Source organism: Micromonospora sp. CP22 (assembly GCF_009712475.1).
GTDB lineage: Bacteria > Actinomycetota > Actinomycetes > Mycobacteriales > Micromonosporaceae > Micromonospora.
The window spans coordinates 181,887-194,278 of the sequence record NZ_VCJO01000007.1 but is presented as its reverse complement, the minus strand read 5'-3'; the positions used below and the strand labels follow the sequence as shown (position 1 = coordinate 194,278).

Below are 12,392 nucleotides of genomic sequence, written 5' to 3'. Positions count from 1 at the left end.
TGAACGGGGCGGTGGCTGGGAAGGTCATGAGAAGACGACCGCCGCGTCCACTGCGTCGAGCAGGGCGGTCGTCTCCTGGTAGGTCGCGCCGGTGGCCACGACGAAGCCGAGGCGGCCCGACGAGCTACCGGGGTCCGGCACCTCGGCGCCGGGAGAGTGCAGCAGGGAGATCTCCGTGATCCGAGGATCGTCGGCCAGCCGGGGGTCGACGGTCATCGTCGTGAAGCGGCGGATCTCCGGCCGCAGGAAGTAGCGGATGCCGGCGGTCTGTCGGCGGACGCCGGGTGTCGCAGCGCCGACCGGCTCGCCCAGGTACGCCCGCAGGGTGATCGCGTGCATGTCGACGCCCTGCGCCAGCGACAGCAGGGTGGGGATGTGGTCGCCCGGCAGCCGCGCCCCGAGTTCCATCAGCAGGGGCCCCCGGTCGGCCACCCGTACCTCGGCGTGGAACGGCCCCAGCCCGAGACCGAGCGCGGCGACCACCCGCCGGACGTAGGAGGTCACCTCGGCGGCCAGCCCGGCCGGCAGGTCGGCCGGCAGGACGTGTCCCGCCTCCACGAACTCCGGTTCCGGGCCGAGCATCTTCTCGGTGATGCACAGCACGTGCGCCTCGCCGTCGTGGACGTAACCCTCGACGCTGAACTCGGGCCCCCGCACGTACTCCTCGACCAGGGCGACGGGCAACGTCTGCCGGCCGAGGTAGGTGGCCGCCGGGTCGCGGATGCGGTCGACGGCGAGGACCGCCTCGTCGAGCGTGTCGACCCGGCGGACCAACAGGCTGCCGGACTGGTTGACCGGCTTCACCACGCAGGGCAGACCGACCTTCGTGACCGCGGCCTCGACCTCGTTCGGTTCGGTGACCAGCACGGCGGCGGGCTGGTCCACGGCCGCGTCGGTGACCGCCTGGCGCATCAGGTGCTTGTAGTGCAGCCGCATCGCCGCGTCCGGGTCGATCCCCGGCAGACCCAGGTCGGCCGCCGCCCGGGCGGCGACGGGGACGTAGTGCTCGAAGCCGGGCAGCACGGCACCCAGCGGCGTGGCCTCGTGCAACGTCTTGAGCAGGTCGAGCACGGTCGCGTCGTCGTTGGTGTCGACGATCCGCACCTCGCTCGCCGCGGCCAACCGCTCGCGGGGGACTCTCCGCTCGTCCCGGTCGGCGGTCAGCACCACCGGGTCGTGGCCGAGTTCCCGGGCCCGGTCGATGAGCAGACAGCCGGACGACCTCGGCTCGATGATGATCAACCTTGCCATGATGCGAACTCCGTCAGCTGGGGAAGCGTCACCTGAGGCGGCACGGTCACCGCGGTACGCCGGGCCAGGTCCAACAGCTCGATGCTGCGTACGTGCAGGTCGAGATCACCCCGGGGTGGTGGGGCGGCACCGCGCCGCGAGTCGTACGCGGCCTTCAGGAACTGGGACAGCGGCAGGTCCTGGATGATCTGACGATCGCCGCGACCACGGATGCGTACCTGCCCGTAGTCGTCGTCGGAGCTGAGCGGGTAGTCGGCCACGATCTGGCCGTGCGTCCCGGTCACCACCAGCCGACGGCGTCGGATCGGTGCGGTGAGATCGGACAGCAGGGTGCTGGTGATCGCCGAGCCGTGGGTCAGCGTGACCGCCGCGCCACCCATCACGTGTCCGTACTGGTCGCAGGAGGACATCGGCCACCGGACGGCGGACTCGACGGTGGCGTCGGTTCCGGCCAGGTGCAGCGCGAGCAGCAGCTGATGCGGCAGTTCGACGTCGAAGGGCGTGGTGTGCGCGTCGGTCGCCGCCAGGTTCCGCCGGAACCGGGGCTTGCTCTGCTCCATGTGCAGCGTGGTCACCTGGCCGACCTCACCGGCGGCGACCGCCCGCTCCACCACGACGGTGGTGGCGCTCTCCAGCCAGACACTGACCGGCATGATGACGATCTCGGTCGACAGCTCGGCGATCCGGCGGGCCTGCGCCACACTGCTGGCGATCGGCTTCTCGAGGATCACCTGCCGGGCGCCGAGCGCGACCAGTTGCTCCACTCCGGCCAGGTGCTCGGCAGGGGGAGTGGTCAGGTGGAAGACCGCCCGCCGCAGCGGGACGGACATCGCGTCCAGGGTCTGCGCCGCCTCGTCCAGCGTCGCCACCCACCGGATCCCCGGTTGGCTCGGCACCGGGCGCGGGTCCACGACGATCACCGTGTCGTCCGGGTCGAGGAGCGGCCGGATCGCGCGATGGTGCAGGTCACGGCCGGCTCGTCCGTAGCCGACGATGACCGGTTGAAGGTCGCCTTGCATGAGGTGTCTCTGTCTCCCTTGGCCGCACCCGGGCGGCACGAAACGGAATCGAACGGGCCGTAGCCCCGGGACGACCGCGTTCCGCTAGCCGGAGTTGGCGGACAGGGAGGCCGACGAGCTGGTCGCGGCGGACGGCTCGTCGGCGAGTTCCACGGTGAGCGTGCTGCGGGCCAGCTCCATCGCGGCGGCCAACTCGTCGAGGTCGGGAGCCTGGAACAGGACGTGCCCCACCCGCTGCGCCGACGAGGAGTACGGCGCGATCGTGTCGCCGGCCTGCACCTTGAGCTTGACGTCGGCCACCCACGGCTGGGCCCGCAGCGCGTCCAGGCCGTGGACGCGTGCCACGCGACCGGCGGGGAACTGCGGGAACCAACTGGCACCGTGCGCGCCGGGGGTCGTCGTCGCGGGCAGGGTGACCGGCAGGTCCAGCGCCATGGCGATCAGTGCGGCGTACGGGTCGAACCGGTGGGTGAGGGCGAGGACGTCCATGATGTAGTCGCCTGGCGTACGGACCGCGACCTCGACGATCGCCGGGCCGTCCGCGGTCATCCGGAACTCCAGGTGCACGATGCCGGTCTGCATCCGCATCGCGGCCACCACACCGCGGCCCAGGCTGTCGATGGTGAACATGTCCGCACCGGACATCCGGGGACTACCGACGTGCGCCAGCTCGACGAAGTCCGGCGGGCCGGTCGTCTCCTTCGCGGTGACGTTGCCGAAGATCACCTCGCCGCCGCGGACCAGCGCCTCCCAGCTGTACTCCGCGCCGACGAGGAACTCCTCCAGCAGCACCTTCTCCTGAGGCAACCGGGACTGGAGCAGGGCGACGAGCGTCGGCTCGTCCACCACCTGGACGACACCGGCGCTACCACTGCTGTGCAGCGGCTTGACGATCACCGGGTAACGCCCCCGCGCCCAGCTGACCCCCGACTCCACGTCCGGGACGATCAGGAACTTCGGTTGGCACAGCCCAGCGGTGGCGAAACAGCCCCGTTGCAGCGCCTTGTTCCGCGAGATGACGGCGGCGTGCAACGACGGGCCGGGTACATCCAGCGCGTCCTGGACCAGGGCGGCGGCGATCACCTGCGGTTCGGCGAAGCCGAGCACGCCGTCCGGTTCGCACGAGTAGGCGGCGGCGGTGGCCGCTGCCGCCCAGTCCTCCTCGGCGGTGCCCTCGGTGAGGATGAAGCGGTCCGCCTGCGGAGTGAGCCGGTCGCGGTGCAGTGCCGACTCGACCACGGTGACGCGTACCCCGAGGCGTCGGGCGGCCGTCAGGTAGGGAGTACCCATGTAGCCGGCACCGATCAGCAACAGTTCCTTCACCGTGGCCCCTCCCGAACCTGCACCGCCGCGTGGCAACCAGAAGTCCCGGCGAGCATGGACGAGCGAGGCTCACCTTCTGCCGGTGAGCACAGTCTTCGGCCCCGGAACTGGTGAGAGCCAGACCAGCTAGGCGACAGTCGCTGGTACCAGTTCGGCGAACCCGCGCCGACCAGCCACAACCGGCGGCACGGGACCGCCCGGGTCCGCGATGGACCCGGGCGTCGGTCACGGTGGTGCGGCGGTGGCGGGCGTCCGGCGCGCCCCCGCGTCAGGCGCGCCCGGCTCAGCGCAGGCTGCGGAAACGGGCCGGCACGTCGGCCGCCGCGGCACGGTCCAGCAGCCAGAGGGTACGCCCGGTGCCCTGCACACCGGCCGCCGGCACCTGCACCGGCCCGGCGCCGGCCAGCGCCATGCCGACCGCGTGAGCCTTGTCGCTGCCACCGGCCACCAGCCACACCTCCTCGGCGGTGTTGATCGCCGGGAGGGTCAGCGTGATGCGTACCGGCGGTGGCTTCGGGCTGCCCCGCACCGCGCTGACCGGTCGGTTGTCGTAGTGCACCGGATGCTCGGGGAAGACCGAGGCGACGTGCCCGTCCTCGCCGACGCCGAGCATCAGCACGTCGAAGTGGGGCAGCACAGCGGTGCCGGGGCGGGCCGCACGGGCGAGTTCGGCCGCGTACCGGGCGGCGGCCTCCTCCGGGTCGGCGCCGCCGTCCGAGGCCGGCATGGCGTGGACCCGGTCCGGGTCCACCGGCAGCGCGTCGAGCAGCGCCGCGCGGGCCTGGGTCTCGTTGCGCTCCGGATCGCCAGCCGGTAGGAACCGTTCGTCGCCCCACCAGAAGTCGACCCGGGACCAGTCGACCGCGTCCCGGGCGGGCAACGCGCCCACCGCACGGTAGACCGCGGCGGCGATCCGACCGCCGGTGAGTACCACCGACGCCTGGCCGCGTTCGGCCTGGGCGTCGAGCAGCCGCACCACCAGTCGGGCCGCGACCGCCTGCGCCAGCAGGTCGGCGTCGGCGTGGACGGCGACACTCGCCTCACTCATGGTGTCCTTCCGGGACCGCGTCGCGGTCGGTGTCGTGCCAACCTGAGGGGTCAGGAACCGGCGTTGTTCGTCGAGGAGTGTGCGGTGACGCCGGCCTCGGCGCGCTGGGCGGTGGCCGGGTCCTTCCACACGTGCACCCGCTGGCTGGGCCGCCGGTCCAGGTTGGTCAACCCGGCGAAGGCGCCCAGGGCCTCGGCGTACACCTGGTCGGTACCGAGTCGGCGCAGCTCCTCGGCCAGTTCGTCGCCGAGCGGCCGACGCACCAGCGGCAGGATGCGGTCCTCCTGGCCGGTACGCCGGAACGTGGCCACGCTGTCCTCACGGGTCAGCGTCAACTCGTCACCGTTGGCGCAGCGCAGCTGGACCTCCCGCATCCGGGGGAAGTCACGGGTGCGCTCCCAGCGTGGCTTGATGCCGAGCCGGCTGCGCAGCCAGCCCCGCATCAGCGCGGCGGTCGGGTCACTCGGCGGTGCGACCACCGTCGCCTCGGTCAGCTGCGCGTCGGTGGTGTCGAAGGCACCGGCCACCAGGGTGCGCCACGGCGTGATCCTGGTCCACGCGAGGTCGGTGTCGCCGGAGAAGTAGTCGCGGGCGCGCTGCCGCAGCGCCGCGATCGGGTCGGCGGCCTGCGCCGAGTCGGTGATGCGCCGGTCGGCGACCACACCGAGGTAGTCGGTGGCGATCTCCTCCGGCGGCTCACCGTGCCACCAGGTGACCACCGGCACGTCCGGCACCAGCAGCGGCATCACCACGGACTCGGCGTGCAGGGCCAGCCGCCCGTACATCCGCATCACCACCGCCTCGCAGGGTCCGAGGCGCCCGCCGACCACGATCTCGGCGTCGAGTCGGTTGCGGTCCCGGTCCACGTCCGAGCGGACCACCACCAACAGCCGGCACGGGTGCGCGGCGGCGGCGATGGTGGCCGCCGCCTCAGCGTCGCGGACCCGCTTCTCGTCCACCACCACGATCAGGGTCAGCGCCATGCCGCTGGCCACCCCGCCCGCGCTGCGCCGTTCCGCGGCGAGCGCCTTGACCACCTCGTTGCCGGTGGTGTCCCACAGTCCGATCACCGCAGCCTCCTGCTTCGCTCGCCGTGCGTCGCCGCCTCGCCGCGCGCACCCCGCGCCGCGTCACCGAACGCCATGGTTCGCCCGCCCCGCTCGCTCACGCCCGCCGCCAGGCCCGGCCCTCACGGGCCAGCATCTCGTCGGCGGCCCGTGGGCCCCACTCACCGGACCGGTAGGGTTCCGGCTTCGTGCCCTCCCAGGCGTGCTCCAGCGGGTCCACCACGGCCCAGCTCTGCTCGACCTCGGCGGCGTCCGGGAACAGCGTCCGGTCGCCGATCAGCACGTCCAGCACCAACCGCTCGTACGCCTCCGGGCTGGACTCGGTGAACGCCTCGCCGTACTGGAAGTCCATCGCGATGTCGCGGACCTCCATCGTGGTGCCGGGCACCTTCGAACCGAACTTGAGCACCACGCCCTCGTCCGGCTGGACCCGGATCACCAGCTGGTTGTTGCCGAGCATCTCCATGTCGGCCGCGGTGAACGGCAGGTGCGGCGCCTGCTTGAACATCACCGCGACCTCGGTGACCCGGCGGGGCAGCCGCTTACCGGCGCGGATGTAGAACGGCACCTCCGCCCACCGGCGGTTCTGGATGCCGAGCCGCACCGCCACGTACGTCTCGGTGGTCGACGTCGGCGGGACGCCGTCCTCCTCCAGATATCCCCGGGCCCGCTGCCCGCCGACCCAGCCCGGTAGGTACTGACCGCGTACCGTGCCGGTGCTGACGTCCTTCGGCAGCGTGATCGCCTTGAGTACCTTGAGCTTCTCGGCCCGGATCTCGTCGGCGTCGAAGCTGGTCGGCTCCTCCATCGCCACCAGGGCGAGCAGTTGCAGCAGGTGGTTCTGCAACACGTCGCGGGCGGTGCCGACCGAGTCGTAGAAGCCGGCGCGGCTGCCGATGCCGACGTCCTCGGCCATGGTGATCTGCACCGAGTCGACGTACTGCGAGTTCCACAGTGGCTCGAAGAGGCTGTTGGCGAAGCGCAGGGCGAGGATGTTCTGGACCGTCTCCTTGCCCAGGTAGTGGTCGATGCGGAAGACGTCCTGCCGGGTGAAGACGTCGTCGACCAGGTCGTTGAGTGCCTTGGCCGAGGGCAGGTCGTGGCCGAACGGCTTCTCCACCACCACCCGGCGCCAGCCGCCACACTTCTCGTTGTCGGCCATGCCGGTGCGGGCCAGCTGCTTGAGCACCACCGGGAACGCCGCCGGTGGGATGGAGAAGTAGAAGGCCGCGTTGCCGTGGATGCCGTGGCTGTCGCGCAGACCCTCCAGGCAGCGCGCCAGGTTGTCGAAGGCGGTGTCGTCGTCGAACGACCCACCGACGAACTTGATGTTGTGTTCGAGACGCGACCACACCTCCTCCCGCCACGGTGTCCGGGAGTGGCTCTTGGCCGCATCCCGGGCCAGCGAGGCGAAGTCGCCGTCGCACCAGTCCCGCCGCGCGAACCCGACGACCACGAAGCCGGGCGGCAGCAGCCCCCGGTTGGCCAGGTCGTAGACCGCGGGTAGCAGTTTCTTCTGGGCCAGGTCACCGGTCACCCCGAAGATCACCAGAGCGCACGGCTCCGGGATCCGGGGCAGTCGCCGGTCCTGCGGGTCGCGCAGCGGGTTCACGCTGCCTCCTCGCTCCGCTCGTCCACGTCGTCCATCGTCACACCCCTGGCGACCCATCGCGCCGGATGGCCGTGCAGGGTCCGCTGACCGCTCGGCCGGCTGCCGGTGCGGCAGCGGGCGGCTCGACCGGCCACGCCGCCGGTCACCGCCAGCGACTCCTCAGCCAGGAGTACGGGTTTCCGGGCACCGGTAGATCAACGTCGACCGTACCGGTTGTCTGGGAAAGCTACCCACCGTCGAACCGTCGCGGTACCACCGCCGACCCACGCCGCCACCCGAAGCAGGTGGCGGCGTGGGTGTTGCCGGACGGCACCGTCACGCATTGCCTCCGGCACGCGCGGCGGCGTCGGCGTTGTCCCGGGCGGCGTCCGTGGGGTGGCTGCGGCCCTGGCCGGCGGCGGACAGCGACTTACCGACGCCGTCGAGCAGCTCCTGCCAGCTGGCCTCGAACTTCTCCACACCCTCGCGTTCCAACGTGGCGATCACGTCGGTCAGATCCACGCCCACCGACTCCAGCGCGCCGAACACCGCACGGGCGTCGTCGTACGCGCCGGTGACGGTGTCCGGGTGGGTCTCGCCGTGGTCGGCGTACGCGTGCACGACCGACTCCGGCATGGTGTTGACCGTGCCGGGCGCGATCAGCTCCTCGACGTAGATGACGTCCCGGTAGTCGGGATTCTTGGTCGAGGTGGAGGCCCACAGGGGACGCTGCGGGTGCGCCCCGGCGTCGGCCAGCGCCCGCCACCGGTCGGAGGAGAAGACCTCGCTGTAGCGCTCGTACGCCAACCGGGCGTTGGCCACCGCGGCCTTGCCCCGCAGCGCCTTGGCCTCGCTGGAGCCGATCTTCTCCAGCCGGGCGTCGACCTCGGTGTCGACCCGGGAGACGAAGAACGAGGCCACCGAGCCGATCGTGCTCAGGTCGTGGCCGTTCGCCTTCGCCTGCTCCATGCCGGCCAGGAACGCCTCCATCACCTGGGAGTAGCGGTCCAGGCCGAAGATGAGCGTGACGTTGACGCTGATCCCTTCGGCCAGTGCCGCGGTGATCGCCGGCAGGCCGGCCTCGGTCGCCGGGATCTTGATGAACAGGTTCGGCCGGTCGACCAGCCACCACAACGCCCGGGCCTCGGCCACGGTGCGGTGCGAGTCGTGGGCCAGTCGCGGGTCCACCTCGATGGAGACCCGGCCGTCGACACCCGCGCTGGCGTCGTACGACGGGCGCATCACGTCGCAGGCCCACCGCACGTCGTACGTGGTGAGCATGCGGACGGCCTCTTCGACGTCGATGCCCCGGGCGGCCAGGTCCCGCAGCTGCCAGTCGTACTCGTCGGCGTCGCTCAACGCCTTGGCGAAGATCGTCGGGTTGGTGGTCACCCCGGCCACGTGCTTCTCCCGGCGCAGCTGGTCCAGCCCGCCGGAGCTGAGTCGTACCCGGGAAAGATCGTCGAGCCAGACCGCCACTCCCGCGGCGGTCAGCTCACCCAGCCTGTCGGTCGTCATGTGCGCCAACGCCTCCTTAGTTGCCGGTCGTGAAACCGGTGATGTCGCCGGCCCGGGTCTGCGCCGCGTGCGCGGCGGCGACGATCCGGTCCGGGGTGAAGCCGAACTGCTCGAAGAGCACGGAGTGCGGGGCGCTTGCGCCGTAGTGCTCCAGGCTGACGCTCTCGCCGCAGTCACCGACGATGCCGCGCCAGGACATGGCGATGCCCGCCTCCACGCTCACCCGGGCCTTTACCCCGCGCGGGAGCACCGACTCCCGGTACGCCTCGTCCTGCTCGAAGAACCACTCCTGGCAGGGCATCGACACCACCCGGGTGGGGGTACCCTCGGCCTCCAGCCGCTCCCGGGCGGTGAGGCAGAGCTGCACCTCGGAGCCGGTCCCGATGATGATCACCTCGGGCTTGCCGTTGGACGCCTCGGCCAGCACGTAACCACCCTTGGCGACCCCTTCCGCGCTGGCCAGCTGCGAGCGGTCCAGCGTCGGCAGCGCCTGCCGGCTCAACGCCAACGCGGTCGGCCGGTCGGTGTGCTCCAGGGCCTGCCGCCAGGCCCAGGCGGTCTCGTTGGCGTCGGCCGGGCGGACCACGTCCAGGCCGGGAATGGCCCGCAGCGCGGTCAGGTGCTCCACCGGCTGGTGGGTCGGGCCGTCCTCGCCGAGGCCGATGGAGTCGTGCGTCCAGACGTAGACCACCGGCAGCTTCATCAACGCGGCCAACCGGACAGAGGGCCGCATGTAGTCGCTGAAGACCAGGAAGGTGCCGCCGTAGGGCCGGGTGCCGCCGTGCAGCGCGATGCCGTTGAGGATCGCGCCCATGGCGTGCTCGCGGATGCCGAAGTGCAGGGTCCGGCCGTACTCGTGGCCCGGGAACTCCTTGGTGGCGTACTGGCTGGGGACGAAGGAGGGCTCGCCCTTCATCGTGGTGTTGTTGCTCTCGGCCAGGTCGGCGGAGCCGCCCCACAGTTCGGGCAGCACCGGGGCCAGCGCGGCCAGCACCTTGCCGGAGGCGGCCCGGGTGGCGACACCCTTGGCGTCGGCGGGGAACTCCGGCAGGGCGTCGGCCCAGCCCTCGGGCAGCGTCCGGTTGACCAGCCGGTCGTAGAGACCGCGACGCTCCGGGTTCTCCGCCGACCACGAGTCGAAGGCGGCCGTCCACTCCTGCTGGGCGGCCTCGCCACGACGCAGCGCCAGCCGGGTGTGGCCGAGCACCTCCTCGCTGACCTCGAACGACCCGGCCGGGTCGAAGCCGAGGACCTCCTTGGTGGCGGCCACCTCGTCGGCGCCGAGCGCCGAGCCGTGGATCTTGCCGGTGTTCTGCTTGTTCGGCGCGGGCCAGCCGATGATGGTGCGCAGCGCGATGAACGACGGACGGGTCGTCTCCGCCTTGGCGGCCAGCAGCGCCCGGTACAGCTCCTCGACGTTCTCGTGGTAGTCACCCTGCTCGGCGTCGCCGCGCCGCCAGTCGACCGTCTGCACGTGCCAGCCGTACGCGGTGTAGCGGGCCGCGACGTCCTCGCTCATCGCGATGCGGGTGTCGTCCTCGATCGAGATCTCGTTGTCGTCGTAGATCACGCAGAGGTTGCCCAGCTGCTGGTGCCCGGCCAGGGCGCTGGCCTCGTGGCTGATGCCCTCCTCGATGTCACCGTCGGAGGCGATGCACCAGATGTAGTGGTCGAAGACGGACTCGCCGGCCTCGGCCTCCGGGTCGAACAGGCCGCGTTCGCGCCGGGCGGCCATGGCCATGCCGACGGCGTTGCCCAGACCCTGCCCGAGCGGGCCGGTGGTGGTCTCCACGCCGGGGGTGTGTCCGTGCTCGGGGTGACCGGGGGTGAGCGACCCCCACTGCCGCAGCGACTTCAGGTCCTCCAGGCTCAGCGGGTAGCCGGCGAGGAAGAGCTGGATGTACAGCGTCAGGCTGGAGTGGCCTGCGGAGAGCACGAAACGGTCCCGGCCGGGCCAGTTCGGGTCTGCCGGGTTGTGCCGCATCACCCGGTTGAACAGCAGGTACGCCGCCGGTGCGAGGCTCATCGCGGTGCCCGGGTGGCCATTGCCGGATTTCTCCACGGCGTCCATGGCCAGCACGCGGACGGTGTCCACGGCACGGCGGTCGAGGTCGGACCAGTCGAGTGCGGGGTGGTCGGGTCGGTTGGCAGCCACGATGGTTTGTGCTCCTCGGCGAGATGGGCGGAACCCTCACTGGTGACCCTATCGAGCGCGGCTAAACATGCGCCCGAGGATCTCAGCATGCTGGTCTGTACGTTTTGGCGCCGCTGCGCGGTTCAGCCTGGCAGCGGCCCGGAGCCAGCCTTCGGTGTGACGACTGGCACCGTTGCCGGGTCGCCCGGGCAGCGAAAACGACAACGCGTAGTGTGTGGGTCGGTGTGTGGACCCGAGTCGGTCCGGCCGCCGTGACCTCCCCTCCCGACGCCGGAAGGTGGCAATCCGTGAGCATGATCACCGAGCGCCCCGTCAGTACCCCTGCCGGGCAGACGCCGGTGCGTGAGGCCGGGGAGACGCCGGTGCGTCCCCGCGACCTGCGGGCGGTGGTGGCGGCGTACGTGACGCTGACCAAGCCGCGGATCGTGGAGCTGCTGCTGGTCACGACGGTGCCGGCGATGATGCTCGCGCACGGCGGGTTGCCGTCGCTGTGGCTGGTGGCGGTGGTGCTGGTCGGCGGCTCGCTCGCGGCGGGCGCGGCCAGCGTGCTGAACTGCTACATCGACCGGGACATCGACCAGTTGATGCGGCGCACGAAGCGACGGCCGCTGCCGGCGCACACCGTGACGCCCCGCAACGCGCTGATCTTCGGTCTGGTGCTGGCGGTGCTCTCGGTCGCGTTGATGGCGGTCTTCACCAACCTGCTCGCCGCCGGGCTCACCCTGGCCGCGATCGTCTACTACGACGTCGTCTACACGCTGTGGCTCAAGCGCACCACGACGGCGAACACCTTCTGGGGCGGTGCCTGTGGGGCCGCGCCGGTGCTGATCGGCTGGGCGGCGGTGACCGGCTCGCTGTCACCGGTGGCGTGGGCGCTGTTCGGGGTGGTCTTCTTCTGGCAGATGCCGCACTTCTACCCGCTGGCGATGAAGTACAAGGACGACTACGCCCGCGCTGGCATTCCGATGCTTCCGGTGGTCGCCTCCGTCCGGCGGGTCAACGCCGAGATCGTGGGGTTCGCCTGGCTGACCGTGCTGACCTCGCTGGCCGTGTGGGCGTTGGGGCTGAGCCCGATCTACGGGGTTCCGACGCTGGTGGTGGGCGCGATCTTCCTGGTCGAGGCACATCGGTTGGCCGGTCGGGCGCGGCGGGGCGAGCCGGTGAAGCCGATGCGGCTGTTCCACTGGTCCACGACCTACCTGACCATCGTCTTCGCCGCCGCGGCGCTGGACGCTCTGCTCTGACCGCGCGGCGGTCGTCACGGCGCGCGTCGGGAAACCGACAGTACGCCACTGATGGTGGATTTTCGGGATCCGCCCAGTTTGTCGGCATTCCGCTACTCGGATTGACCCGATTTGATGCTGATAAATACGGGCGAAACGGTTCCGCTGTCGGCTAAACCTACAGGTAATCGGTATCA

At 71.2% G+C, this 12,392-nt stretch carries 10 protein-coding genes; 1 reads left to right on the top strand and 9 read right to left on the bottom strand.

From position 1 onward, the window contains the following. Nucleotides 1–24 precede the first annotated feature (24 nt). The 9 genes from FF096_RS14940 to tkt form a co-directional block, all read right to left on the bottom strand. A complete protein-coding gene (locus tag FF096_RS14940) occupies nucleotides 25–1,251 on the bottom strand; it encodes an ATP-grasp domain-containing protein (RefSeq protein WP_155218450.1) in 1,227 nt (408 codons plus the stop codon). Beyond that, nucleotides 1,239–2,270 (bottom strand): Gfo/Idh/MocA family oxidoreductase, encoded by a 1,032-nt coding sequence (locus tag FF096_RS14935; RefSeq protein ID WP_155218448.1) that lies wholly within the window; start codon nucleotides 2,268–2,270, stop codon nucleotides 1,239–1,241. Before FF096_RS14935 ends, FF096_RS14940 begins: the two co-directional genes overlap by 13 nt. A gap of 84 nt (nucleotides 2,271–2,354) precedes the next feature. Next, complete coding sequence (locus FF096_RS14930; RefSeq protein ID WP_155218446.1) at nucleotides 2,355–3,593, bottom strand: ATP-grasp domain-containing protein; 1,239 nt, start codon at nucleotides 3,591–3,593, stop codon at nucleotides 2,355–2,357. A gap of 283 nt (nucleotides 3,594–3,876) precedes the next feature. Then, on the bottom strand, nucleotides 3,877–4,641 hold the full coding sequence (pgl, locus tag FF096_RS14925) for a 6-phosphogluconolactonase (protein WP_155218444.1): 765 nt from the start codon (nucleotides 4,639–4,641) through the stop codon (nucleotides 3,877–3,879). A gap of 50 nt (nucleotides 4,642–4,691) precedes the next feature. Continuing rightward, entirely contained in the window at nucleotides 4,692–5,711 is a 1,020-nt protein-coding gene (locus FF096_RS14920) for a glucose-6-phosphate dehydrogenase assembly protein OpcA (protein WP_309223334.1), read from the bottom strand. Nucleotides 5,712–5,805: 94 nt separating this feature from the next. Continuing rightward, the gene (zwf, locus tag FF096_RS14915) at nucleotides 5,806–7,377 is read right to left on the bottom strand and encodes a glucose-6-phosphate dehydrogenase (protein WP_155218442.1); all 1,572 of its coding nucleotides are present in this window, start codon (nucleotides 7,375–7,377) and stop codon (nucleotides 5,806–5,808) included. Beyond that, entirely contained in the window at nucleotides 7,317–7,466 is a 150-nt protein-coding gene (locus FF096_RS26335; protein ID WP_196222540.1) for a hypothetical protein, read from the bottom strand. The genes zwf and FF096_RS26335 overlap by 61 nt, the downstream gene beginning before the upstream one ends. 169 nt (nucleotides 7,467–7,635) lie before the next feature. Continuing rightward, entirely contained in the window at nucleotides 7,636–8,817 is a 1,182-nt protein-coding gene (gene tal / locus FF096_RS14910) for a transaldolase (protein ID WP_155218440.1), read from the bottom strand. Nucleotides 8,818–8,833: 16 nt separating this feature from the next. Beyond that, nucleotides 8,834–10,972: a transketolase gene (tkt, locus tag FF096_RS14905; protein WP_309223333.1), complete on the bottom strand. Its 2,139-nt coding sequence runs from the start codon at nucleotides 10,970–10,972 to the stop codon at nucleotides 8,834–8,836. Nucleotides 10,973–11,259: 287 nt separating this feature from the next. On the opposite strand from tkt, the gene FF096_RS14900 reads away from it, so the two are divergent. Beyond that, the gene (locus FF096_RS14900) at nucleotides 11,260–12,216 is read left to right on the top strand and encodes a heme o synthase (RefSeq protein ID WP_309223332.1); all 957 of its coding nucleotides are present in this window, start codon (nucleotides 11,260–11,262) and stop codon (nucleotides 12,214–12,216) included. Nucleotides 12,217–12,392: the final 176 nt, after the last annotated feature.

Excerpts from the sequence above, each read along its gene's own strand:
- FF096_RS14940 (WP_155218450.1), bottom strand. The coding sequence starts at position 1,251 with ATGGCAAGGTTGATCATCATCGAGCCGAGGTCGTCCGGCTGTCTGCTC.
- FF096_RS14935 (WP_155218448.1), bottom strand. The coding sequence starts at position 2,270 with ATGCAAGGCGACCTTCAACCGGTCATCGTCGGCTACGGACGAGCCGGC.
- pgl (WP_155218444.1), bottom strand. The coding sequence starts at position 4,641 with ATGAGTGAGGCGAGTGTCGCCGTCCACGCCGACGCCGACCTGCTGGCG.
- zwf (WP_155218442.1), bottom strand. The coding sequence starts at position 7,377 with ATGGGTCGCCAGGGGTGTGACGATGGACGACGTGGACGAGCGGAGCGA.
- tal (WP_155218440.1), bottom strand. The coding sequence starts at position 8,817 with ATGACGACCGACAGGCTGGGTGAGCTGACCGCCGCGGGAGTGGCGGTC.